At 65.7% G+C, this 23613-nt stretch carries 20 protein-coding genes and 1 tRNA gene; 6 read left to right on the forward strand and 15 right to left on the reverse strand.

The genetic code is table 11. From position 1 onward, the window contains the following. Positions 1–334: 334 nt before the first annotated feature. The 8 genes from mdlC to BRAD285_RS04260 form a co-directional block, all read right to left on the reverse strand. On the reverse strand, positions 335–1954 hold the full coding sequence (mdlC, locus tag BRAD285_RS04225; RefSeq protein ID WP_006613280.1) for a benzoylformate decarboxylase: 1620 nt from the start codon (positions 1952–1954) through the stop codon (positions 335–337). Between the two features lie 110 nt (positions 1955–2064). Next, a complete protein-coding gene (locus BRAD285_RS04230) occupies positions 2065–2913 on the reverse strand; it encodes a MaoC family dehydratase N-terminal domain-containing protein (protein ID WP_085962844.1) in 849 nt (282 codons plus the stop codon). Between the two features lie 2 nt (positions 2914–2915). Continuing rightward, positions 2916–4028 (reverse strand): CaiB/BaiF CoA-transferase family protein, encoded by a 1113-nt coding sequence (locus tag BRAD285_RS04235; protein ID WP_006613278.1) that lies wholly within the window; start codon positions 4026–4028, stop codon positions 2916–2918. Positions 4029–4219: 191 nt separating this feature from the next. Next, positions 4220–5383, reverse strand: a complete 1164-nt coding sequence (locus tag BRAD285_RS04240) for an acyl-CoA dehydrogenase family protein (protein WP_006613277.1) — start codon at positions 5381–5383, stop codon at positions 4220–4222. Positions 5384–5541: 158 nt separating this feature from the next. Further along, a complete protein-coding gene (locus BRAD285_RS04245; RefSeq protein ID WP_035647356.1) occupies positions 5542–6123 on the reverse strand; it encodes a thiamine pyrophosphate-dependent enzyme in 582 nt (193 codons plus the stop codon). Continuing rightward, on the reverse strand, positions 6123–6668 hold the full coding sequence (locus BRAD285_RS04250) for a thiamine pyrophosphate-binding protein (RefSeq protein WP_006613275.1): 546 nt from the start codon (positions 6666–6668) through the stop codon (positions 6123–6125). Before BRAD285_RS04250 ends, BRAD285_RS04245 begins: the two co-directional genes overlap by 1 nt. Positions 6669–7245: 577 nt before the next feature. Continuing rightward, on the reverse strand, positions 7246–8517 hold the full coding sequence (locus BRAD285_RS04255) for a cytochrome P450 (protein WP_035645129.1): 1272 nt from the start codon (positions 8515–8517) through the stop codon (positions 7246–7248). Between the two features lie 337 nt (positions 8518–8854). Next, positions 8855–10147: a cytochrome P450 gene (locus tag BRAD285_RS04260; protein ID WP_006610358.1), complete on the reverse strand. Its 1293-nt coding sequence runs from the start codon at positions 10145–10147 to the stop codon at positions 8855–8857. Between the two features lie 226 nt (positions 10148–10373). On the opposite strand from BRAD285_RS04260, the gene BRAD285_RS04265 reads away from it, so the two are divergent. The 3 genes from BRAD285_RS04265 to BRAD285_RS04275 all read left to right on the forward strand — a co-directional run bounded on the left by BRAD285_RS04265 (position 10374) and on the right by BRAD285_RS04275 (position 14035). Further along, the gene (locus BRAD285_RS04265) at positions 10374–11546 is read left to right on the forward strand and encodes an isovaleryl-CoA dehydrogenase (RefSeq protein ID WP_006610357.1); all 1173 of its coding nucleotides are present in this window, start codon (positions 10374–10376) and stop codon (positions 11544–11546) included. A 205-nt stretch (positions 11547–11751) separates the two neighbouring features. Then, positions 11752–12882: a DUF898 family protein gene (locus tag BRAD285_RS04270; protein WP_035645125.1), complete on the forward strand. Its 1131-nt coding sequence runs from the start codon at positions 11752–11754 to the stop codon at positions 12880–12882. Next, a complete protein-coding gene (locus BRAD285_RS04275) occupies positions 12857–14035 on the forward strand; it encodes a M48 family metallopeptidase (protein ID WP_006610355.1) in 1179 nt (392 codons plus the stop codon). Before BRAD285_RS04270 ends, BRAD285_RS04275 begins: the two co-directional genes overlap by 26 nt. 222 nt (positions 14036–14257) lie before the next feature. Here the strand turns inward: BRAD285_RS04275 and BRAD285_RS04280 are convergent, their stop codons facing one another. Both BRAD285_RS04280 and BRAD285_RS04285 read right to left on the reverse strand, forming a co-directional pair. Next, on the reverse strand, positions 14258–15001 hold the full coding sequence (locus tag BRAD285_RS04280; protein WP_050886776.1) for a DUF2927 domain-containing protein: 744 nt from the start codon (positions 14999–15001) through the stop codon (positions 14258–14260). Between the two features lie 128 nt (positions 15002–15129). After that, entirely contained in the window at positions 15130–15702 is a 573-nt protein-coding gene (locus BRAD285_RS04285) for a L,D-transpeptidase (RefSeq protein WP_035645122.1), read from the reverse strand. 276 nt (positions 15703–15978) lie between these two features. Between BRAD285_RS04285 and BRAD285_RS04290 the strand changes: the two genes are divergently transcribed. Then, positions 15979–17526: an acetolactate synthase large subunit gene (locus BRAD285_RS04290; protein WP_035645132.1), complete on the forward strand. Its 1548-nt coding sequence runs from the start codon at positions 15979–15981 to the stop codon at positions 17524–17526. 137 nt (positions 17527–17663) lie between these two features. Further along, positions 17664–18179, forward strand: coding sequence for a hypothetical protein (locus BRAD285_RS04295; RefSeq protein WP_172889734.1), 516 nt, complete (start codon positions 17664–17666; stop codon positions 18177–18179). Positions 18180–18287: 108 nt separating this feature from the next. Here BRAD285_RS04295 and BRAD285_RS04300 read toward each other — a convergent pair whose 3' ends face one another. After that, positions 18288–18485, reverse strand: a complete 198-nt coding sequence (locus tag BRAD285_RS04300; protein ID WP_006610350.1) for a hypothetical protein — start codon at positions 18483–18485, stop codon at positions 18288–18290. A 276-nt stretch (positions 18486–18761) separates the two neighbouring features. Continuing rightward, positions 18762–19868, reverse strand: coding sequence for a DNA polymerase IV (gene dinB, locus BRAD285_RS04305; RefSeq protein WP_087877575.1), 1107 nt, complete (start codon positions 19866–19868; stop codon positions 18762–18764). 352 nt (positions 19869–20220) lie between these two features. On the opposite strand from dinB, the gene BRAD285_RS04310 reads away from it, so the two are divergent. After that, entirely contained in the window at positions 20221–21126 is a 906-nt protein-coding gene (locus BRAD285_RS04310; protein WP_006612302.1) for an MBL fold metallo-hydrolase, read from the forward strand. 72 nt (positions 21127–21198) lie between these two features. Here BRAD285_RS04310 and BRAD285_RS04315 read toward each other — a convergent pair whose 3' ends face one another. From BRAD285_RS04315 to BRAD285_RS04325, 3 genes are all read right to left on the reverse strand, one after another. Further along, positions 21199–21786 carry a hypothetical protein gene (locus BRAD285_RS04315; RefSeq protein ID WP_006612301.1) on the reverse strand — a complete coding sequence of 196 codons (588 nt, stop codon included), beginning with the start codon at positions 21784–21786 and terminating at the stop codon, positions 21199–21201. Between the two features lie 134 nt (positions 21787–21920). Further along, positions 21921–21995, reverse strand: a tRNA-Val gene (locus tag BRAD285_RS04320). 222 nt (positions 21996–22217) lie between these two features. Next, on the reverse strand, positions 22218–23495 hold the full coding sequence (locus BRAD285_RS04325; protein WP_006612300.1) for a hypothetical protein: 1278 nt from the start codon (positions 23493–23495) through the stop codon (positions 22218–22220). Between the last annotated feature and the right edge of the window lie 118 nt (positions 23496–23613).

Here is a 23613-nt window from a genome sequence, read left to right on the forward strand (position 1 = left end):
CGCCATCAGCTCAACTCCATTGGTACGCTGGATTGGATGGTGGAACCTTTTGATAATGATTTTTGCTTGCAGAATGGTCGGACCTTGCAAGCAGCATGGCGCCGGCCTGCAATCTGACGGCACGATTTCGCGATGTTTGCGGCGGAGCGGCTGCGGCGCGATGGCGCAGGGGAGTAGAAAGCTTTCGAAACAAGCGCTTGCGGCTGAAACCGCCGGTTGCACCGATGCGGCGGGCTGATGCGGATTTCGCGGCAGGCCACGCCGTCGCCATCGAAGCTGCGACGTATTATCGCATCGAGATCAGTTGACAGCGCGTCCGCTGAACGAACAGCGGCTAGCTCTTGGCATAGAGCAGCGGCACCGCGGAATCGACCATCACCTCGACGAGGCTGGTGCCGTCATGCGCGAGGCTACGCGCGAGCGCGGCGGGCAGATCGGCGGAGCGGCCGACGCGCATGGCATCGCAGCCCATGCCCTCGGCGAGCTTGACGAAATCGAGGCCGGGCAATTCGAGCCCGGGCACGTTGCGCACCTGCATGACCTGGCTGAACGAGCGCATCGCGCCGTACCCGGAATTGTTGATGACGACGACCGTCACCGGCAGCTTGCGTTGCGCCGCCGTCCACAACGCCTGCAGCGAATACATCGCCGAGCCGTCGCCGATCAGGCAGACGGTGCGATCCTTGGGCCGTCCGAGCGCCATGCCGACTGCCGCGGGCAGGCTGTAACCGAGGCCGCCGCTCGACATCGTGTAGAACGAGTCCGCGCCCGGCATCGGCATGTGCTTGTGCATGACGGGGCGATGCGAGGGGATCTCCTCGACCACCGCGGCGCCGGCGGGCAGCGCCTTCGACAGCGTGTGCAGCAGATAGTCGACGGGAATGGGATCAGCGGGCCTTGGCGCGTCCGGCAGCACGCGTCCCTTCGGCGCGGCGCGCTTCGTCTCCGGTAGCAGCTCGAGCAATAGCGACAGCGCGGGGCGCATCGTCGCGATGATGCTGGTGCCGATCGGCGGCACGCTCGCGCCCTCGGCATCATCGGTGATCTGGTAGAGCGCGGTGGCGCCGTCGAAGATCGCGGCGTGGCCCTCGACATGGAAGGTGAATACCGGCGCGCCGATCACGACGACGAGGTCATGCGGCTTCAGCGCGTCCGACAATTGTCCCGGCGAGGCGTGCAGGAAGCCTTGGAATTGCGGATGGCGCTCGGGGAATGAGCAACGTGCCGAGAACGGACTGACCCAGACGCTGGCCTTGGCCTTCTCCGCAACCTGAACCATCAGATCGACGCAAGCAGCGCGATCGATGCCAGGGCCCACGACGAGGGCGGGATTCCTCGCTGCCGTCAACGCTGCGACCAATTCCTCCATCGCGGCACGGTCGGGACCGAGCTCGCGGCTGACCTTGCGGGCGGTGAGCGGCTGCGCCGGATGCATCCAGTCATCGATCGGGATCGAGACGAAGGTCGGACCGCAGGGCGGCTGCATCGCGGTGTAGTAGGCACGCGCGATCGCGGCCGGGACGTCCTCGGGCCGCGCCGGCTCGACGCTGTATTTGACGTAAGGGCGCGGGAATTCGCTCGGGCGTTCGGCATAGAGGAACGCCTGCAGCGGCAGGATCGAGCGCGCCTGCTGGCCGGCGGTGATGACGAGCGGCGTCTGGTTGCGATGCGCGGTGTAGATATTGCCGAGCGCATTGCCGACGCCGGCGGCCGAATGCAGATTGACGAAGCCGGCATTGCGCGTTGTCTGCGCATAGCCGTCGGCCATCCCGACGACGGAGGCCTCCTGCAGGCCGAGCACGTAGTCGATATCGTCGGGCCAGTCGCTGAGGAACGGCAGCTCGGTCGAGCCGGGATTGCCGAACACTTTTTTGATGCCGAAGGCGCGCAGCAGCTCGAAGGTGGCCTGCTTGACGGTGACGGGCTTGGTTGTTGTTTTCGTTGTCTTGGCCAAAGGCGTTTCCCCGGATTGCCGTCATTGCGAGGAGCAAAGCGACGAAGCAATCCAGGGGCCGTCGCGGGACTCTGGATTGCGTCGCTTCGCTCGCAATGACGAGGCTTATATCACCAAGTCGCGGTGCCCTTCATCGTCGGCTGGCGCTCGGCGTTGGCGGTCCACAGCTCCAGGCCGCCATCCTTGTCGGAGGCATTGACCGAGAACTCGCTGCCCTCGAACAGCGGCTGCACGCCGCGATAGGCGAATTTGGCGGGCGGCTTGCCTCTGAGCTTGGCGGCGAACTCGACCAGCAGCGCGGCCTGCAACGGCCCGTGGAAGACCAGGCCCGGATAGCCCTCGACCTTGGTGACGTAGTCGCGGTCGTAATGGATGCGATGGCCGTTGAAGGTCAGCGCGGAATAGCGAAACAGCAGCACGGGATCGGAGACGTGCGTCTCAATGTGCTGCGCGACCGGCGGAGGCGGCGGCGCCTTGGGTGAGGCAGCCGGCGCGCCGCCCATGTCGCGATAGACGATGTCCTGCCGCTCGCGGATCGCGACACCGCGCGGCGTCGACACGATGTGCTCGACCGCGACGAAGCAGAGCTGGCCGGTCGAGCCGCTCTTCAAACTGACGTCGGTGATGGTCGAGACGCGCGTGGCCAGGTCGCCGACGCGCAGGGGATCGATTAACTGCACCTCGCCGCCGGCCCACATCCGCCGCGGCAGCGGCACCGGCGGCAGGAAGCCGCCTCGCGTGGGATGGCCGTCGGGGCCAAGCTGATCATGCGGAAACACGGGCTGGCCCAGGCACCAATGCACCGTGTAGGGCGCGATGTCGCCGCTCGTGGGCTCGCCGATGTCCTGAAACAAGGTCGCGCGCAGGCCCTTGGTGAGCTGCGCGGTGACGATGTCGGTGGCTTCAGTGTTGCGGCCGACCCATTGCCTGAGGTGATCGAGATCGAGCGGCTCCGTCATGATCATCCCTTTCGCTGATGCGGCGAGGCGGCCTCGCCGATCGCGGGCACGGCACCATACGATCTGTCGTCGCCGACCACGATCGCCGCCGGCGCCGGATAGGAGACGACGCCGTTCGGCGTGTTCACCTCAATCCGACGCAGATGTGGATGTGTTGCGAGATCCGCCATGTTGTTGACCTCGGCAAAGGCGATGTCGGCCGCGGCGAGTTTAGTCAGCAGCTCGTCGCGCGACAGCGCGGCGAAGCGGTCGGCGACGATTGTGTCGGTGAGCGTGCGGTTGCGGACGCGCTCGACCATGTTGGCGAAGCGCGGATCGTCGGGCAGGCCGGGCTGCTCCAGCACCTTGGCGCACAAGGTCTTCCACTCGCGCTCGCTCTGGATCGAGATCAGGATGTCCTTGCCGTCCTTCGAGGTGAACACGCCATAGGGCGCGATCGACGGATGGGCGAGGCCGATGCGCTTCGGCGTATTGCCGGCCTCGGCATTGAGCAGGGGCGCCGTGAGCCAGTCGGCCATCACGTCGAACATCGAGATGCGGATGTCGGCACCTTCGCCGCTGCGGCCGCGCTTGATCAGCGCCTCCAGAATCGCGGCATGTGCGGTCGCGCCGGTGGCGACGTCGACGATGGACATGCCGACGCGCGACGGGCCCTCGGGGCCGCCGGTGATCGAGGCCAGCCCGCTCTCGGCCTGGATCAAGAGATCATAGGCCTTGCGGTCCGCATACGGACCCGTGTCGCCATAGCCGGTGATGGTGCAGCAGATCAGCTTCGGATAGTCCTTGCGCAGCCGCTCGCGCGCGAAGCCGAGCTTGTCCATCGAGCCGGGCTTGAGGTTCTGCAGCAGCACGTCGGCGCTCGCGATGAGTGTCTCCAACTCGGCGCGGCCTTCGGGCTTGGACAGATCGACGACGCGTGAATCCTTGCCGCGGTTGAGCCAGACGAAGTAGCTGCTCTGGCCCTTGGCGGCGGCGTCATAGCCCCGGGCGAAATCGCCCTCGGGCCGTTCGATCTTGACGACATGGGCGCCGGCATCCGCGAGGCGCGACGAGCAGAACGGCGCAGCCACCGCCTGCTCGACGGCGACGACGGTGATCCCTTCAAGCGGAAGCATGGTGTGAACTCGTAGAGTGGGGCCTCATGGTTCTCAAGGCGATGCGAGAGCATCGCCTGAACGCGCCGCAGGGGCGGCGCTCCTCACCATGAGGGTTGAGAATTTGGGCCGCCCTGACAGTCCTCATCCCGAGGAGCCCGCCGGAGGCGGGCGTCTCGAGGGATGGCCGCGGGCGAATGACTTGCCACATGTCAGTACGACCTGGGCATGCCGAGCACGTGCTCAGCGACATAGGACAGGATCAGGTTGGTCGAGATCGGGGCCACCTGATACAGCCGCGTCTCGCGGAACTTGCGCTCGACGTCGTACTCCTCGGCGAAGCCGAAGCCGCCATGGGTCTGGATGCAGGCATTGGCCGCCTCGAACGAGGCGTCGGCCGCGAGCATCTTGGCCATGTTGGCCTCGGCGCCGCAATCCAAGCCGGCCTCGTATTTGCGGGTGGCTTCTTTCACCATCAGCTCAGCTGCGCGCATCGAGGCATAGGCCTTGGCGATCGGGAACTGGATGCCTTGATTCTGGCCGATCGGGCGGCCGAACACGACGCGCTCCTTGGCGTAGTTGGTCGCTTTCGCGATGAACCATTTGGCGTCGCCGACGCATTCGGCGGCGATCAGGATGCGCTCGGCATTCATGCCGGAGAGGATGTAGCGGAAACCCTTGCCTTCCTCGCCGATCAAATTCTCCGCCGGCACGCGCATGTCGGTGAAGAACACTTCCGTCGTCGCGTGGTTCATCATCGTCCGGATCGGACGGATGGTGAGACCGGCCTTCTTGGCCTCGCGCATGTCGACGAGAAACACCGAGAGACCATCGGTGCGCTTCTGCACCTGGTCCTTCGGCGTGGTGCGCGCGAGCAGCAGCATCAAATCGGAATATTCAGCGCGGCTGGTCCAGATCTTCTGGCCATTGACGATGTAGCTGTCGCCGTCACGTTTCGCGACGGTCTTCAGCGACGTGGTATCCGTGCCCGAGGTGGGCTCGGTCACGCCGAACGCCTGCAGCCGCAATTCGCCGCTCGCGATCTTGGGCAGCCATTTCGCCTTCTGCTCGGCCGAGCCGTGCCGCAGCACCGTACCCATCGTGTACATCTGCGCGTGGCAGCCGCCGCCATTGCCGCCGGCGCGCTGGATCTCCTCCAGGATCGCCGCCGCCGCCGACAGCTTGAGCCCGGCGCCGCCATATTCCTCGGGGATCAGCACCGAGAGATAGCCGGCCTGCGTCAGCGCGTCGACGAAGGCGGACGGATAGGCCATCTCGCGATCGAGCTTGCGCCAATATTCGCCGGGAAACTGGGCGCACAGCTTGGCGACGGCGTCGCGGATGTCGGCGTAATCGTCGTGCTGATGTTCTGTCATGTCCTTGTTCCTCAGGCCGCTGTCACACCGCCTGTGGTCTCCCTAGGTTCGTTGCTGATAGCCTATGACGAAGCATGTGGCGCTTGGCAAGCGTGGCATGCCAGCGTTGCAGCCGATGGTCCCGGCCGCGGTATGGGGATGAAGCGTGCATCCATGCTCTAGCTGACGGGATAGCCGAGATGGCCGCGGAAGCGGTTCTTGAGGAACACTCCGTCGCGCGGGGGTAGGGCGCGGTCGACGTGATCGGTCGAGATGGCGACGCGGGCGAAATGCGGACCGGCGCGATCGTGCAGCTTCGGCCTGAAGGCGTCGAGTGCGGCATGATCGGTGATCGTGTGCACCGAGGGGAAGCCGGCGCCTGACGCGATCAGTTCGAGATTGGCGCCGAGGCCGGAATGGCTCATCTGCATGCCGGTTTCGCCGAAATGCGCGTTGTCGAGCACGACGACCGACAGGTTGGTCGGCTTCTTCGCCGCCGATGTCGCGAGGCTGCCGAGCCCCATCAGCTGCTCGCCGTCACCGGTGATGACCGCGACCGGGCGCGATGGCTGCGCCAGCGCGAGCCCGAGGCCGATCATGACGGCGCCGCCCATCGCGCCCCAGAGGTAGAAGTTCGCGTCGTGATCGCCGGCGGCGAACAAATCGTAGGAGGACGAGCCGAGGCCGCTGACGACCAGCAGGTCGCCGCGATCTCTCAGCAGCGCCTGCACGGCGACACGACGGTCGAGCACGGAGCTCATCACTTGCCCTCCGTCCACTTCTTGGCGCCGATCATCCGCTGGGAGATCAGCACCGCGATCGGTTGGTCGCTGTCGAAGGCGAGCTTGGCGGCTGCGGCCGCCATCTCGCCGGCCTCCTCGGGACGCTCCAGCCGGAACACGGTGACCCCCATGATCTCGAACGCCGCCTGCGCGGCCTTGCCCATCGGCACCTGCCACGGATTGAACTCGGCCCATTCGCCGCGCATGGTGACGAAGGTCAGGAACGGGAACCGGCAGCTCGCCAGCAGCGACAGCATGTTGACGCAATTACCGACGCCGCTCGACTGCATCAGCAGCACCGCGCGCTGGCCGCCGAGCCAGGCGCCGGCCGAGAGCGCGACGCCTTCCTCCTCGGAGGTCAGCACGGTGGTGGCGATCGCGGGATCGTCATGCGCGAGGCGGATGAGGCGGGAATGGCCGGCATCGGGCACGTAGCAGAGCTGCCGGACATCAGCCGCCTTCAGCGCCTGATAGATGGCGAGCGGCCAGTCGGGAGCTGTGGTGGGAGTGTCGGAAGCGGCCATGGCGTCCTGCGGAAAATGAGCACCGTTGTGCAGCGGATGATTTAGCCCGGAAACGAACAGGGAAGCCCATTGAATCTCGTTCACCCCGCCATGCCGGATTCTTATAGGCAGCTGGTAACTTGATGGTCGATCCAGGGCCTCATGGTTCGAGACGCCGCTGCGCGGCTCCTCACCATGAGGGGTGCCAGGAATAGGTGGAACTCTCAAAGTTCTCCATGAACACGCGGCTGATGTTCATGAGTCGGACAGTCGAGCGCGACGCTCGCGGCCAGCCTCTCCCCGCGTGCGGGGAGAGGCCGGATCGCATCGCCAGATGCGATCCGGGTGAGGGGCTCTCCGCACGTCTGGTGCTCGTGGCCGCCCCTCACCCCAACCCTCTCCCCGTGAAGAACGGGGAGAGGGAGCGCACCGACATCGCCGCGCCGCTACTTCTCTCATCTCTACGTGCACCCGGCATCAGCTCCCTTGCGTGTTCATGGTCCGGTGTGCTGTGCCGCCTCGGCTTTCGACCCTCAGGTGAGGAGGCGCGCAGCGCCGTCTCGAACCATGAGGCCACGATCGAGGCCGGGTCCGTCGCTTACCCCGGAATCCGCACCGGCAGGCTCTCGTAGCCGCGGACGAAGCTGGAATAGACGCGCTTCGGCTCGCCGACGACCTCGATGCGGTCGAAGCGCTTGAGGATCTCCTGCCAGACGATGCGCAGCTGCAGCTCGGCGAGGCGCATGCCGACGCAGCGGTGGATGCCGAAGCCGAAGGACAGGTGGATGCGCGGCCGCTTGCGGTCGATGATGAAGGCGTCGGGGTTCTCGATCACCTCGCCGTCGCGGTTGCCCGAGACATACCACATCACGACGCGATCGCCCTTCCGGATCTTCTGGCCGCCCAGCTCGGTGTCGACCAGCGCGGTGCGCCGCATATGCGCGAGCGGCGTCTGCCAGCGGATCACCTCGGGCACCATGGTCTCGATCAGCGCCGGATTGTCGCGCAGCTTCTGATACTCGGCCGGGTTCTCGTTCAGCGCCAGCACGGAGGCCGTCATAGTGTTGCGCGTGGTGTCGTTGCCGCCGACGATGAGCAGGATCAGATTGCCCATCAGATTGTCCGGCGTCATGTGCCGCGTCGCCTCGCTATGCGCCATCATCGAGATCAGGTCGCGGCCCGGATTGGCCTGGCGCTCCTTCCACATCCGGCCGAAGGTCTCGGCACAATCGGCGAGCTCGCGCCGGCGCTCCTCTTCGGAGGAGACGATGCCGCTCTTGGGCAGAGCAGTCGAGACGTCGGACCAGCGCGTCAGCTTGCGCCGCTCCTCGAACGGGAAGTCGAACAGGGTCGCCAGCATCTGCGTCGTCAGCTCGATCGACACCTTCTCGACCCAGTTGAAAGTCTCGTTGCGCGGCAGCGAGTCCAGCACCTTGGCCGAGCGCTGCCGGATCAGCACGGCCATCTCATCCAGATGCTCCGGCGTGAACATCGGCTGCACGGTCTTGCGCTGCTCGCCGTGGCGGGGCTCGTCCATCGCGATGAAGCTCGGCCATTCATAGCCGGGCGGCACGTCGCGGATCATGATGCCGCCATTGCTGACATCGGACGAGAAGATCGCGTGGCTGGTGTCGACATGCATGATGTCGTGATAGCGCGTGACGGACCAGTAGGGCTCGATGGGCGCCTTGGTGCAATAGTGCACCGGCGCCTCCTTGCGCAGCCGCTCGAACCACGGCCACAAGGTGTCGTTCTGGAACAGACGCGGCGCGCCGGGATGGAAGTCCTCGATCGGAGTCGAATACGCCTCCAGCCGCGCGTCGCGCAGCAGATCGGCATGGTCGGAACGAAGCGCGGCCTGGGCGGTCATGGGGTGGTCCTTCTTCAAAGGTCGATTCATTCTCGACAATGCATGAAGTATGGGTGGTCTCCGTCATTGCGAGCGAAGCGAAGCAATCCAGGGGTGGGAAGAAAGTCTGGATTGCTTCCGCCGTCGCTCATTGGGCTATGGCGGACACGTCGTCGCCTTCGGCTCCTCGCAATGACGCAACGCGTGGATAGGATCGTAGGGTGGGCAAAGCGAAGCGTGCCCACCGTCTTTCGCGCCAGTCGCGAGATGGTGGGCACGGCGTTCGCGCGAGGCGCGACCGCCTTTGCCCACCCTAAGAGACCCTTCGCGCCGGACTCGATTCGTCATCAAATACAACCTACGCCGCAATCTTCACCGGCAATGTCTCATATCCCTTCACGAAGCTCGAATAGACCCGCTTGGGCTCGTCCATCACGTCGATATGGTCGAAGCGCTTCAGGATCTCCTCCCAGATGATCTTGAGCTGCAGCTCGGCGAGTCGCAGGCCGACGCAGCGGTGGATGCCGAAGCCGAACGAGAGATGCGTCCGCGGGCGGGCACGGTCGATGATGAAATCGTAGGGACGCTCGATCGCAGCCTCGTCGCGATTGCCGGAGACGTACCACATCACGACCTTGTCGCCCTTCCTGATCTGCTTGCCGCGGAACTCGATGTCATCAAGCGCGGTGCGGCGCATATGCGCGAGCGGCGTCTGCCAGCGGATCACCTCGGGCACGAAGCTGTCGAGCAGTGCCGGATTGTCCTTGAGCTTGCGATACTGATCCGGGTTCTGGCTCAGCGCGTAGATGCTGCCGGACATCGTGTTGCGCGTGGTGTCGTTGCCGCCGACGATCAGGAGCACGAGATTGCCGAGGAAGTTCTTCGGGTCCATGTCGCGCGTGGCTTCGCTATGCGCCATCATCGACAGCAGGTCGCTCTTCGGCGGCTGGCTCTGCCGCTCCTGCCAGAGCCGGGCGAAGTAGCGCGCGCAGTCCATCAGCTCGGCCTGCCGCTCGTCCTCGGTCGCGACCAGCCCGCCGGGACCGGGCAGCGTGGTGGCGATGTCGGACCAGCGCGTCAGCTTGCGGCGATCCTCCCAGGGAAAGTCGAACAGCACCGCCAGCATCTGCGTGGTCAGCTCGATCGAGACGCGGTCGACCCAGTCGAACACCTCGCCGACCGGCAGGTTGTCGAGGCATTCGGCCGAGCGCTTGCGGATGTTGATCGCGAGCTCGTCGAGATGCGTCGGCGTGAACATCGGCGCCACGGTCTTGCGCTGGGCCGCATGTCGCGGCGGGTCCATCGCGATGAAGCTCTCGCGGCGCAGGTCGGGCGGCACGTCGCGGATGGTGATGCCGCCGAGCGCCGAGGCCGACGAGAACACCGCGTGATTGGTCTCGATCTCCATGATGTCGTCGTAGCGGGTGATCGACCAGTAAGGACCGAACATCGAGTCCTTGCAGTAGTGCACCGGGTCCTCGCGGCGCAGCCGGTCGAAGTATGGCCAATGCGTGTCGGTGCGGAACAGCTCGGGATCGCCGGGATCGAAGTCGGTCAGCGGCAGCGTGGCGGCGCGCCGGGCCGCTTCGTCGATCTCTCGCGTGGCGGCGTCGTGGCGATGTGCTTCGGCCGGTTTGGCGGTCCCGTGCATGGACGTCTCCCTCAGGCCGGCTTCTTGACGTGTCCGGCGATCTTTGGCGCGATTACATCCTGCCCGGGAGCGATGGGCAAGCGCGGAATTTGACGGGTGCCGAGCGCTCGGGTCTTGTGTCGCAAAGCTGGCATTCAGCCGGATGTGGGGCGTGACAAGCGCCACGTCACGGAATAAGGCTTTGAGCAATTGTTGCAAAGCAGAAGACGAGCAGGAGGCCGCCACCATGATCGCCAACGCGCAGCGCATGTTCAACTTTGATCTTGGCGAGACGGCGGACGCGATCCGCGAAACGGTGGCGAGCTTCTCGCAGGAGCAGATCGCGCCGCGCGCGGCCGAGATCGACCGGTCCAACCAGTTTCCGCGCGACCTCTGGCCCAAGCTCGGCGAGCTCGGCCTGCACGGCATCACCGTCGAGGAGGAGTATGGTGGTGCCGGGCTCGGCTATCTCGAGCACTGCATCGCCATGGAGGAGATCTCGCGCGCCTCGGCCTCGGTCGGCCTGTCCTACGGCGCGCACTCCAACCTCTGCGTCAACCAGATCCGCCGCAACGGCAACGCGGCGCAGAAGCAGAAATATCTGCCGAAGCTGATCTCCGGCGAGCATGTCGGCTCGCTCGCGATGTCCGAGCCGCAGGCCGGCTCCGACGTTGTGTCGATGAAGACGCGCGCCGACAAGAAGGGCGACCGCTTCATCCTCAACGGCAACAAGATGTGGATCACCAATGGCCCGGTCGCCGAGACGCTGGTGGTCTACGCCAAGACCGATCCGCAAGGCGGGCCGCGCGGCATCACCGCCTTCCTGATCGAGAAGGGCATGAAGGGATTCTCGACCGCGCAGAAGCTCGACAAGCTCGGCATGCGCGGCTCCGACACCTGCGAGCTGGTGTTCGAGGATTGCGAGGTGCCGGAGGAGAACGTGCTGGGCCAGGTCGGCCGCGGCGTCAACGTGCTGATGTCGGGCCTCGACTACGAGCGCGCCGTGCTCGCGGCCGGTCCGCTCGGCATCATGCAGGCCTGCATGGACGTGGTGCTGCCCTACGTGCATGAGCGCAAGCAGTTCGGCCAGCCGATCGGCACCTTCCAGCTGGTGCAGGGCAAGGTCGCCGACATGTACACGACGATGAATGCCGCGCGCGCCTATGTCTACGCCGTCGCCAAGGCTTGCGACCGCGGCGAGACCACGCGCGAGGACGCCGCCGGCGCTATTCTATTTGCAGCAGAGAAGGCGACGCAATGCGCGCTCGACGCGATCCAGCTGCTCGGCGGCAACGGCTACATCAATGATTACCCCGCGGGCCGGCTGCTGCGCGACGCCAAGCTTTATGAGATCGGCGCGGGCACCAGCGAGATCCGGCGCATGCTGATCGGGCGGGAATTGTTCGAGAAGACCTCATAGGGCTTAAGACGCTCTCAAGAGAGGCCGGCCCCCCTGTTCGCACACCGGCCGGATGCAGATATTTTGCGCCACGCCGCCCTGGCCGGTGTTTTTTTCCGGCCGACTTGCGTACAAAAGGAGTCGAACCTTGGAGTCGTCCCGGCGACGAATAACCGGGTCAATTTGTATGTTTTTGCGTAGTTCGGGGGCGTAAGCCGTGAACCAGATGAGTTATGTTCCGCAGCAGCCTCCGCCGCTGCCGTCATTGCCAGCGACCTTTTCCGGAGCCCGCAGCGAGTTCTTCCGGCTGGTCAGCCGTGGCGCGGCCATCGAGTTGATCACGCTCGGCTTCTACCGGTTCTGGCTGGCGACCGACATCCGCCGGCATCTGTGGGTCAACACCGCGGTCGATGGTGATGCCGCCGAATATACCGGGCGTGGCAAGGAGCTCCTGATCGGCTTCCTGTTCGCGATGGCGATCCTGGTCCCGATCTATCTTGCCTATTTCCTCATCACCGTCGAGGCCGAGCGCTTCAAGGCGTTCGCCAGCGTACCGCTGCTGATTTCGTTCTACGCGTTCGGCCAGTTTGCGATCTATCGCGCGCGACGCTACCGGCTGACGCGCACGGTGTGGCGCGGCATTCGGTTCTGGATGGACGGCTCCGGCTGGGCCTATGCCGGGCGCGCGATGCTGTGGACGCTGCTCGCCGTCGTCACGCTCGGCATCGCCTGGCCGTGGCGGACCGCGGCGCTCGAGCGCTACAAGATGCGGCACTCGCATTACGGCAGTTTGCGCGGCGACTTCGAGGGCCGCGGCTGGGATCTGTTCAAGCAGGTCTGGTATCTCTGGCTGATCGCGCCGTTCGCGATGATGCTGTTTCCGCTGTATCCGTTCGTCTATGCCCAGCTCAAAGCGGTCGAGTGGCGCTGGTGGGTCTCGGGCATCCGCTTCGGCGGCGTCCGCCTGGACTCGACCCTGCCAAACAGCGCTTTCTATGCGCTGTACTGGAAGATCATCGGCTGGATGCTGCTGCTGGTCTTGGTCTTCATCCTCTACGTGGTCGGGGCGTTCGCGCTGGTCGCGAGCCTGCTCGGCAAGGGCACGGGGGCGGAGCAGATGCAGGCCGTCGCCAATCATATTGGCCTGCTGGTGCCGCTCGGGATCGGCTACGTCGTGATCATTCTGGCGGCCAACGTCGTGATGCGGCTCTATCTGGTGCGTGACGTCTGGGCGACGGTGCTCGCCTCGGTCCAGGTGCACGGTATCGAGGCCATGGCCGACGTCGCCGCCAAGGGCGACCTGGCCAGCGCGCTCGGCGAAGGATTTGCCGATGGACTCGACGTCGCCGGATTCTGAGCCAGGTTCTGATCAGAGATCCGATCCTGGGTCTGATCCTGGGCTCGCCGCGCCGCGCGAGGCTGAAGCGGCGCCGGCCGCGCAGTCGGCTGCGCCCGGCGGCCCGGCGATCTATTTCGACGGACTGTCGAACCGGCGACAGAACGTCATGATCGGCTTCGCCAATCAACTCGTGATGCGTAGCGCCGACAACTTCGTGTCGTGGCCCTATGAGGATATCCGCCGCGTCGATGGCCCCAGCGGCACGCTGCGCGTCAGCTGCCTCTCGGCCTCGCCGCTGGCGCGGCTGGAAATTCGCGACGCAGCGCTGTCGGCCGAGCTGATCGCGCGCTGTGGCCATATCGACCAGCACCGGCTGACGCGCGGCGGCATTGCGCGGATCATCGGCTGGTCCGTGGCGGCCGCGGCCTCGATCATTGCGGTCGTGCTGGTGGTGATCCCGTTTGCGGCCGAGCGGCTGACGCCGCTGGTGCCGCCGGCGATGGAGAAGCATCTCGGCGAGGCCGCCGTGGTGCAGATCCATTCGCTGTTCGGCGACAAGGAGTGCAGCGCGGCGGCCGGGCAGGCGGCGTTCGCCAAGCTGGTCACGGCGCTGCGCCGGCCAGCGGATCTCGACGACGGCATCGGCTCGGAGGTGCTGGATACGCCGATCCCCAACGCCTTCGCGCTGCCGGGCGGGCGCTTTTTCCTGTTTCGCGGGCTGCTCGACAAGGCGAATGATCCCGACGAGGTCGCGGGCGTGCTGGCGCATGAGCTCGGCCATCTGAAGCATCGCGACAATCTGCGGCAGCTGATTCACAACGGCTCGAGCTCGTTCCTGATCGGGCTTCTGTTCGGCGATATCACCGGCGCAGGTGCTGCGGTCTTCGCCTCCCGTTCCATGATCAACGCCTCCTATTCGCGCGAGGCGGAGGAGGCGGCCGACAGCTTCGCGATCGAGGTGATGCACAAGCTCGGACGGCCGACGCGGCCGATGGGCGAGTTGTTGTTCCGCATCACCGGCAAGGAGGCCGGCAAGCAGCCCGCGCTGTGGTCGAGCCATCCGTTGACCGAGGACCGCCTCGCCCGCATGCGCGCCGCCGACCGCCCGGCAAGCGGCCCGCCGCTGCTGAGCGCGGAGGAATGGAAGGCGCTGAAGGGGATCTGCAGGTAGCTGAATTGGCGGCGCTGCCGCTGAGTTGCCGACCCTGTTTCGGCAAAACCGGTGTCGTCCCGGCGAACGCCGGGACCCATACCCCCAGGGAGCGGTTTGAGGCACGCTGGCTATTGGCATTTTGCCCGACACGACGGCCGCGGCGTATGGGTCCCGGCGTTCGCCGGAACGACAGCGATGGTGTTGCGGCAGCCGGGCAAACCGCGACGACCCGCCCCGCAACTACTCCGCCAGATTATTCGTCTTCCTCACCCACGCCCGCACATCCGTCAGCACGGCCGGCAGCACGGCCTTGACCTCGGCGAGCGTCATGCCCGCCTTGACCCGGGGGTCGTAGAGCAGATTGAGGATGTACTGATCGTAGACATCGAAATAGCCCATCGAGACGTTGTCGTTGAACATGGTCCAGGGCACGCTGGAGGTGTCGTTGATCGGCCCGAGCGACTGCAGCAGCTCCTCATAGGCGCAGTCGAGGAAGACGAAATCGCCATTGTCGACGGTCAGGATGACGTCGGAATGCTCGATCTCGAACGCCTCGTTCTTGCGGAAGCCGGACAGACATTGCGGGTCGAGCGAGGTCTTGATCTCGCGCGCGCGCTCGCTGCCATAGGCTTGGCTGATGGTGTGGTAGAGGTCGCGGTCGCGCACCAGCTTGACCCGCACATTGGCGTCGTCGTCGCTCTCGGTCATCGCGATGTCGAGGTTGCGGATGCGGGCGCCGATGTCGCTCACGACCTTGGCGAGCTGCGCCTTGCGGTCGGCGCGGCGGCCGTCGGCGAACACGCGCACCGGCGTGCTGTATTTCCGGATGCGGTCGACCCGGCCGGCGAGATGATACTCGGCGCCGAACGCGGTCTTGAAGAAGCCGTCGATGATCTCGGCGTCGGTGAAGCTCTTCTTCTCGGCGCGCTGGCGCGCGGTGATGGCCGGAACCTCGGCGGTCGAGGCCGGCAACGGGATCGTCATGGCCACGAGCGAGGCCGCCGCCGCGGCCAACGCAAGCGCTGTCCTCGGCAAGCGGCGCCAGGAGCGGCGCTGCTCCTGGCGAGGATGGACGCTGAGGCCTTCGGACATCATCCCGTTCGATCAGGCTCTCAGTTCTTGACGATCACGGTGGTGCCGACCGAGACGCGGTCGTAAAGATCGGCGACGTCGTCATTGGTCATGCGGAAACAGCCCGACGACACCGCCTGGCCGATCGTCTCCGGCTCGTTGGAGCCGTGGATGCGGTACAGCGTGGAGCCGAGATACATCGCGCGCGCGCCGAGCGGGTTCTCGATGCCGCCGGCCATGTGGCGCGGCAGGTCAGGGCGGCGGCGGAGCATCTGCGACGGCGGCGTCCAGGCCGGCCATTCCTTCTTGGCGGTGATGCGGTGCACGCCGCTCCAGCGGAACCCGTCGCGGCCGACGCCGATGCCGTAGCGCAGCGCCTGGCCGTTCTGCAGCACCAGATAGAGCCGGCGTTCCGACGTGTTCACCACGATCGTGCCCGGCGCATACTGGCTCTGGAACATCACCGTCTCGCGCGGGATCGGGCTGACGCTGCTCTGATAGAAGTTCGGCCCGCCGCCGAAGATGTCCCGGGTGTCGAACATTTCAGCCCGCGCCGTCCCGACGCTGACCAGTGACGCGACCGCAGCAATTCCCAAAGCAAAACAGCGCTTCATTTCCATCCCCTGGCAAATAGCAAATTCCGTTCGCAGACAGGCCATAAACGGTTGCACTTCGCAACCCACGGCGCCGTGAGGCCGCCATGTGGCGGCGATCCGTGGCCCAAATCCCACGACGCCTGCGCGCGGTCGGAGCCCAATACCCTGTTAGCAATGTCCGCGTATGACCATCGGCGTGATGGCAGCAATGCGGCCGGGCCCTTTGACGGGGCCGGCGAACAATGATTGATCTGGCTCAGCTTTTGAACGGTGCGGATACAGAGGGAGCGAATGATGAACGGTGCGGAGAGCCTGGTACGGACCTTGGTCGCAGGGGGCGTTGACGTCTGCTTTACCAATCCGGGCACTTCCGAGATGCATTTCGTCGCCGCGCTCGACCGGGTCGAGGGCATGCGCTGCGTGCTCGGCCTGTTCGAGGGCGTGGTGACCGGCGCCGCTGACGGCTATTTCCGCATGAAGGGCACGCCGGCCTCGACGCTTCTCCATCTCGGCCCCGGCCTCGCCAATGGCCTCGCCAACCTGCACAATGCCAAGAAGGCGCGCTCGGGCATCGTCAACATCGTCGGCCAGCACGCCACCTACCATATCGGCTTCAACGCGCCGCTGACCTCCGACATCGAGGGCCTCGCCCGGCCGATGTCCGACTGGGTGCGGACCTCGCCGAGCGCCAAGGCGGTGGCCGCCGACGGCGCCGCCGCGATCGCCGCCGCCAAGAGCGCGCCGCCGCAGATCGCCACGCTCATTCTGCCCGCCGACACCGCCTGGAACGAGGCCGACGGCATCGCCCAGGTTCCGACCGACGCGCAGCGCCCGAGCTACTCGGACGATGCGGTCGAGAAGGCGGCGAAGATCCTGCATGCCCACGGCCCGGAGACGCTGGTGCTGATGACCGCCGGCGCGCTGACCGAGCAGGCGCTGACCTTCGCCCAGCAGATCGCCGGCAAGACCGGCTGCCGCGTGATGGGCCAGACCTACCATCCGCGCATGGCGCGCGGCGCAGGCCGGTTCTCGATCGACCGCATTCCCTACGTCATCGAGCAGGCGCTGCCGATCCTGAAGAACTACAAGCATATCGTCCTGGTCGAGGCCAACGACCCCGTCGCCTTCTTCGCCTATCCGAACAAGCCGAGCATGCTGAAGGCCGAGGGTACCGAGGTGCACCGCATGACCGCCTGGGGCGAGAACTCCGCCGCCGCGCTGGAGGCGCTGGCCGGCCATCTCGGCGCCAAGGCAACGGATGTGAAGCCGCAGGCGCTCGCCGAGCTGATCAAGCCGACCGGCGCGCTCAACCACACCACGATCGCCCAGGCGATCGCCTATGCGATCCCCGAGAATGCCATCGTGGTCGACGAATCCATCACCACCGGCCGCGGCTTCTTCCCGCCGACGGCCGCCGCCAAGCCCCATGACTGGCTGCAGAACATGGGCGGCTCGATCGGCTTCTCGACTCCCGTGGCGACCGGCGCCGCGGTGGCCTGCCCGGATCGCAAGGTCATGTGCCTCGTCGGGGACGGCAGCGCGATGTACACGATCCAGTCGCTATGGACCCAGGCGCGCGAGAACCTCAACGTCGTCACCGTGGTGTTCGCCAACAGGATCTACCAGATCCTGCGCGGCGAGTTCGACGGCGTCGGTGCCGGAGAGCCCGGCCAGCGTGCCCAGGATATGCTCAAGATCGACCGCCCGACGCTCGACTTCGTCGCCATGGCCAAGGGCATGGGCGTGCCGGCCCGCGCCGTCACCTCTGCCGACGAGTTCAACGTCGCGCTGGCCGAGGCCAATGCCGAATACGGCCCGCGCCTGATCGAAGTGCAGATGTAAGCCGTTCCGCCCGCAACCCGGCGGCCGCAAATCGGCCGCCGGCCGGTGGCAGCGTCATCGCCCGCATTTCTGGTTGGCGACTCAGCGCGATCGCGTGTTGATGGTGACGTCTCCATCGTCTGTTTTGTTTGGGCGGCATGCACAGCGAATTGAACCGGCTGATCTCCGCGCTGCAGGAGTTTTACGCGCGCGAACGCTACATCCTTGACCGTGATCTCGGTGAGCGCGCCTTGACGCACCGGCTGTCCGTGCATCTGGAGCGCAACTTCCTCGGCTGGGACGTCGATTGCGACTACAACCGGCTCGACGACCGCACCATGCTGCTGCCGCGCGGCTCGATCGTCTCGACCGACGACGATCTCGCGAAGTCGATCTATCCGGATATCGTCGTGCACAAGCGCGCGGTGCCGGACAATCTCCTGGCGATCGAGGTCCGCAAGGCCAGCAACCACCAGCCGCTCGCGCATGACCGCCACAAGCTGATGGCGCTGACCGACCCGCATCTGTGGTTTGCCTATTGGATCGGCGTGCTGGTGATTCTCGACCGCCGCAGCGTGATCACGCCGGAGGTCTATGTCGGCGCTCGGATCGACCCTGAGATGTCGGCCTGGTTCGCGGGGCGATTGCAGCAGATGGGGCTTGCCCCGGGCTGAGATGCAGGGGCCTCGGTCCAAATGAACAAGGGCCGCCCCCGAAGGAGCGGCCCGATCTCGCGACGAAGCGGCGGGCCTGCGAACAGGCCGTGCCTGACTTGCCCTGTCTTACTTCGACATGGCGTCGCCGGACGACTTCTTCGACGACTTCTTCTTCGTCTTGCTCATCTTCATGTCGTCGCCTCCGCCCATGGCGTCGCCGCTCTTCGCCGATTGGCCGGTCGTCATCGGCTTCTCGGTCGACTGGGCAAGCGCGGCCGACGAGACGAACGCGAGGGCGGCGGTGGCGATGATCAGTTTACGCATGCGGAAAACCTCCGTGGGTTGGAAACGCCAGGACCTTAGGCGAATTTGCTCCGCGGCGTTCTGACGCAGGAATCAGGAAAACGTGAGAGTTCCGCCCTGCAAAAGCCGCCTTGCGCCGTCGCTGCGGGGAGGCCGGGCGCATTTCTGTGACGAATGTGCCTGGTGCAGGGAGCTCATGCGCGGATGGGCGAGGTCAAAATGGCCGGGTGCCGCCGTTCAGCTGAGAATTCAGGATCAAGCTCGGCGGCGCGAGGAGCCCTTTGGCCTTTGATCCGCTCAGATCAGCATCGCGAGCTGCGTCTCAACACCAGCCTCGGCCTCCTGCAGCGATGACAGTGAGACCCCGAGCAGCCGCACCGGCTTGGGCAGCGGCATCTCGGCCTGAAGCAGCGCCAAGGATAAGCGCTCCAGCTCGGCACGGCTGCCGACCGCCGCTGCAACCGACCTGCTGCGCGTGATGATGTCGAAATCGGCGAACTTGACCTTCAGCGTGATCGTCCGGCCCCTGTTGCCGGTCGTTTCGCAGTGGCGCCAGACCTTGTCGATCAGCGGCTGCAGCTCGGCCGCCATCGGCGCGAACTCGGTCAGGTCCGTCGCAAAGGTGTTTTCCGCGCCGATGGATTTGCGGATGCGATTGGCGCGGACTGGGCGATGATCGATCCCGCGCGAGATCCAGTAGTAATAGTTGCCGGCCTTGCCGAAATGCTGCTGCAGGAAGGGCAGGGTCTGACGGCGGATGTCGAGACCGGTGTGAATTCCGAGCGCATTGAACTTGGCGGCGGTCGCCGGGCCGATGCCGTGAAACTTGCCGACCGGCAGGCTCTCCACGAAGGCCGCGCCCATCTCCGGCGAGATCACGTACTGGCCGTTCGGCTTGCGGTGATCGGAGGCCAGCTTCGCGAGAAACTTGTTGTAGGAGATGCCGGCCGAGGCATTGAGGTCGGTCTCTGCCCTGATCCTGGCGCGGATCTGCAACGCGATGTCGCGCGCCAGCGGAATGCCCTGCAGATTGTCGGTGACGTCGAGATAGGCCTCGTCGAGGGACAGCGGCTCAATGATCGGCGTGTGCTCGGCGAAGATCGCGCGGATCTGCTGGCTGATCGCCTTGTAGACCTCGAAGCGCGGCTTGACGAAGATCAGGTCCGGGCACAGGCGCTTGGCGGTCACCGACGGCATCGCCGAGCGCACGCCGAACTTGCGGGCCTCATAGCTCGCGGCCGCCACCACGCCGCGCTCGCGCGAGCCGCCGACGGCCACCGGCCTGCCGCGCAGCTCGGCATTGTCCCGCTGCTCGACGGACGCATAGAATGCATCCATGTCGATGTGGATGATCTTGCGGATGACCGTCGGCGCGGCATCCGGATCCGGACCGGAGCTTGGCATGGCCGAGATGTATCAGAGCCCCGCGCCAAAGTCTGTCAGCAGGACCGGCTGGCGCTCGACCGATATTTCGACAAGCGCTGTCTGGACGAAACGTCGGTTTGACCGGAGCGTTTGTCCGGATGTGCCGTTACGGTCGCTCCAAACTCCACCGTCGTCCCGGCCTTGAGCCGGGACCCATACCCCCAGGGAGCGGTTTGAGGCAGGCTGGTCACATCGTGGCGCCGAGCCTGCAGCGCGATGAGATTGCCAGTGAAGAGAGGAGCGTCGAATTGATCCCGATGAGACAGCCGGCCCAAGTGCCAGGGGCAGAACCGCTGATGCGCCTGCGGCCGGCCGGAGTGACAGGACGCCGATGTTCGAGCTGATCTTCCTCGGAACCTCCGCGAGCGTTCCGTCGCAGGACCGCAACCATCCGGGACTTCTGGTCCAGGCCGGCGGACAGCGGATCCTGGTCGATTGCGGCGAGGGCATTCAGCGCCAGTTGCTGACGAGCGGGGCCGGCTTTCGGCGGCTCGACCGCATCCTGCTCACCCACGGGCATCTCGACCACATCCTCGGCATTCCCGGACTGTTCTCGACCCTGCGGCTGCGCCGGAGCGCTGACATCATGAGCGTCCATGGCAGCCCGGGCACGCTCGATGTCGTCATCCGCATGCTCGCAGGATTGTGGGGCGAGGGCCGGGCGCCGATCCCGCTGCAGCTCGTTCCGCTCACGCCCGGGCAGGTCCTCGACGCCGGCGCGTTCGAGATCAACTGCTTCCCGGTCCGGCACCGCGACACCGACAGCTTCGGCTTCGCATTCATCAGCAAAGCGCGCCGTCATCTGCTGCCAGAGCGTCTCGCAGAACTCGCGGTGCCGGATGGTGCGATCCGAAAGACATTGGCGGATGGCGGAGCCGTCACGCTCGATGACGGCCGCATCATCACGCCCGAGGACGTCCTCGGGCCTGCGAGCGGAGGCAAGAAGCTCGTGATCGTCGGAGATACGGAGACCACCGACGGTTTGCAGGAGCATGTCCGTAGTGCAGACGTGCTGGTGATCGAAGCGACCTTCCTCCAACGCGATGCCGCGACCGCGCGCGACTACGGCCACCTGACGGCCGCGGAGGCGGCCACGCTTGCGGCCTCGGGCCATGTCGGTGAGCTCGTCCTGAACCACATCTCCGGCCGCTACACCGACGAGGAGATCCTGGACGAGGCGAGGGCGATCTTTCCGGACACGCGCATCGCGTCAGACTTCGATCGAGTGACGGTGTAGCAAGATCTCGCAGGCGACCCTGCAACGCGGCGCGACCAATCGCCGGCGCCTGGATCTGCTTGCGGGATTCGATCACGCAACGCTGGTGCGCTTCGGTTTGACCAAGGCATGCTTGATCGCGCCGATGATCCAATTCTCGTCGCTGGACGAGAGCCATCGCCCAAGCCGGACCACGCCGATCGTGAACAGCGGCGGAAGCCAGCCTAACAAAGGCATCAACCAGAGCATGGGATCATGGGAACCCCTGAGCAATTCGAGCAGGGGACCAATGATTATGAGGAGACCGATCGCCAGCCCGACGCCGACGATTTGGCCAGCGTGGCCGTCCATCCCGACGAGCTTTCCGATCAGGACAACGCGACCGTCGAACGTCTGGAAACGGCCGACAAAGACGGGCCTCAAGCCATTGAAGATAAGGAGCCGCTCGCACCAGAGTGACACGTGATCCTCAGTCACCCGTCCAACGACGACCACCAGCTTCATCGCGGTCAGTGGCGCGAAGCCGAGCAGGTCGGGCTCGACCCGGAAGGACGTCAGCCGCTGCATCGACTCTTCAATGCTGAACTCGCTCTCGAACGCGAGCGCGTCGTTGCCGCAGAGCCTATCGAAGATCGTTTGCATCATTGGCAGGGGCCGGCTGCTGATGGCGAACGGGTCCAAGACATCGGACTATCGTGGCGCCACGATGAGCAGATGTGCGGAGCGACGTCGTGTCCGGATCCGGTTTATCGCTTGCTTGAAGTGCGATGACGCCTGACAGGATGGATCGTGAATGCCGCTGAGCCGGGACCGAATGGTGGGCGCACAAGGGATCGAACCTTGGACCTCTCCCGTGTGAAGGGAACGCTCTCCCGCTGAGCTATGCGCCCGGATCCTGGTGGCTGCCTGCCGTGAAGCGTTGAGGCAGCTGCCGAAGCAGTCCGTCGGAGCCCGCGATTTACGAAGCGCGGGCGGGGGGTGTCAAGGATTTGCGGCGGGGTTGGCGAGGAAAACTGCGCGGGCGTGCCGCGCGGTTTCCGATTGGGCCGAAATCGGCTGTTTCGTCGACCCCGCCCAGGGTAGGGGCAGGCCATGTAGAGACCCGACCCGCCTCAAGCCCCGATCTGCCGGGCCCGCGAGGCGTGGGACTGCAGCGCGCGGATGCGGTCGGCGAGGGTGCCGCCCTGGGGCGCGCCGGCGGTGGCCGGGGCTGCGGGAGCGCCGTTGGCGTTGGCGGGCTTGGCGGCGGGTTCTGCGGCCAGCATGGCCTCGATGGTCGAGTTCGGGCCCTCGATCTGCATCGCGAGTTTTGCGACCTCGGCGGCGATGTCGTTGATGCGCTCACGCAGAAGCGCGTTCTCCATACGCTCCTGGGCCCAGGTGCTTTCGGCCTGCTGCTGGATCGCGTTCATCTCGCGCTGCAGCTTGGCGCGCTCGTCGCGGGCGGCCTGCAGCTGCTCTTCGAGCGCGGCCTTTTCCGACTTCAGCCGGTCGAAGGCAGCGGACTTGCCGCTGCCCATGCCGGCCAGCTCCTCGCGCAGCTCCTTCAGGGCGCGGTCGGCGGCGGCATTGGCCTCACGCAGCTGGTTGTTCTCGAAATCGCGCTCCGCGAGCAGCTTGCCCTGGGACGACAGCCGGCCTTCGAGGTCGGCCACGCGAGATGCCAGCATCTCGGCTTCCTTGACCTGGACGATCAGCTGGCGGTCGAGCTCGGTGACGCGCTGGCTGAGATTCTCCACCCGCGCGCGGGCGTCGTTGAGCGCCTTGGTCGCGGTGTCGGATTCATCGCGCTCCAGCGCCAGACGGGCCTGGGTGGCGGAGAATTCCTTCTCGGCGTCGGAGACGCGGCTGCGCAGCTCCTCGACCTGGGTCTTCACCGTGACCAGTTCGACCTGGCGGCTGTCGGCGAGCATGGACTTGTCATTCAGCTCGGCGGTCAGGCGGACCAGCTCGGCCTGTTTCTCCTTCAGCGCCTGCTCGGCGGCGCGCAGTGCCTCGGTCTTGGCGGCGAACTCTTCTTCCGTCGCGCGCAGCTGATCCTTCAGCGCCTTCTCGCGGGCTTCGAGGGCGAAGATCGCGGCGTTCTTCTCGCCGAGCTCGATCTTCATGCGGTTGATGGCGTCGGTCTTCTTGCCGAGATCGGCGAGCTGGCCGGTGGCCTTGTTCTTGAGCGCGTCGACGCTCATCTCGAGCCGCCGCGCCGACATCGCGAACTCCGCGCGCAGCTGGTCCTTGTCGGCCTGGATCTCGGCCATCGACAGCGGCGTCGCCGCTTCCAGCCGGCGCGTCGTCAGCCGCACCGCACGATTGTGCACCAGCGGCACGATCATGAGGGCACAGAGCATGGCGATCAGAAAACCGATCGCAAAATACATGATCGGCTCGACCATGACGCACAACTCCCGGTCCGAAATGATTAACGGAATCACAATGCACGGCGGGCTGATTCATTGCCAGCCCAATGCCGTGTTAACCTTGATCCGTCACGGGAGAGCGTGTCTCAACGGT

It is taken from the genome of Bradyrhizobium sp. ORS 285, from assembly GCF_900176205.1.
In the GTDB taxonomy this organism is placed as follows: Bacteria; Pseudomonadota; Alphaproteobacteria; order Rhizobiales; family Xanthobacteraceae; genus Bradyrhizobium.

Coding starts and splice junctions, on each gene's coding strand:
- BRAD285_RS04230 (WP_085962844.1), bottom strand. CDS start 2,913: ATGACGGAGCCGCTCGATCTCGATCACCTCAGGCAATGGGTCGGCCGC.
- BRAD285_RS04235 (WP_006613278.1), bottom strand. CDS start 4,028: ATGCTTCCGCTTGAAGGGATCACCGTCGTCGCCGTCGAGCAGGCGGTG.
- BRAD285_RS04240 (WP_006613277.1), bottom strand. CDS start 5,383: ATGACAGAACATCAGCACGACGATTACGCCGACATCCGCGACGCCGTC.
- BRAD285_RS04245 (WP_035647356.1), bottom strand. CDS start 6,123: ATGAGCTCCGTGCTCGACCGTCGTGTCGCCGTGCAGGCGCTGCTGAGA.
- BRAD285_RS04250 (WP_006613275.1), bottom strand. CDS start 6,668: ATGGCCGCTTCCGACACTCCCACCACAGCTCCCGACTGGCCGCTCGCC.
- BRAD285_RS04255 (WP_035645129.1), bottom strand. CDS start 8,517: ATGACCGCCCAGGCCGCGCTTCGTTCCGACCATGCCGATCTGCTGCGC.
- BRAD285_RS04260 (WP_006610358.1), bottom strand. CDS start 10,147: ATGCACGGGACCGCCAAACCGGCCGAAGCACATCGCCACGACGCCGCC.
- BRAD285_RS04265 (WP_006610357.1), top strand. CDS start 10,374: ATGATCGCCAACGCGCAGCGCATGTTCAACTTTGATCTTGGCGAGACG.
- BRAD285_RS04270 (WP_035645125.1), top strand. CDS start 11,752: ATGAGTTATGTTCCGCAGCAGCCTCCGCCGCTGCCGTCATTGCCAGCG.
- BRAD285_RS04275 (WP_006610355.1), top strand. CDS start 12,857: ATGGACTCGACGTCGCCGGATTCTGAGCCAGGTTCTGATCAGAGATCC.
- BRAD285_RS04280 (WP_050886776.1), bottom strand. CDS start 15,001: ATGACGATCCCGTTGCCGGCCTCGACCGCCGAGGTTCCGGCCATCACC.
- BRAD285_RS04285 (WP_035645122.1), bottom strand. CDS start 15,702: ATGAAGCGCTGTTTTGCTTTGGGAATTGCTGCGGTCGCGTCACTGGTC.
- BRAD285_RS04290 (WP_035645132.1), top strand. CDS start 15,979: ATGAACGGTGCGGAGAGCCTGGTACGGACCTTGGTCGCAGGGGGCGTT.
- BRAD285_RS04295 (WP_172889734.1), top strand. CDS start 17,664: ATGCACAGCGAATTGAACCGGCTGATCTCCGCGCTGCAGGAGTTTTAC.
- BRAD285_RS04300 (WP_006610350.1), bottom strand. CDS start 18,485: ATGCGTAAACTGATCATCGCCACCGCCGCCCTCGCGTTCGTCTCGTCG.
- dinB (WP_087877575.1), bottom strand. CDS start 19,868: ATGCCAAGCTCCGGTCCGGATCCGGATGCCGCGCCGACGGTCATCCGC.
- BRAD285_RS04310 (WP_006612302.1), top strand. CDS start 20,221: ATGTTCGAGCTGATCTTCCTCGGAACCTCCGCGAGCGTTCCGTCGCAG.
- BRAD285_RS04325 (WP_006612300.1), bottom strand. CDS start 23,495: ATGGTCGAGCCGATCATGTATTTTGCGATCGGTTTTCTGATCGCCATG.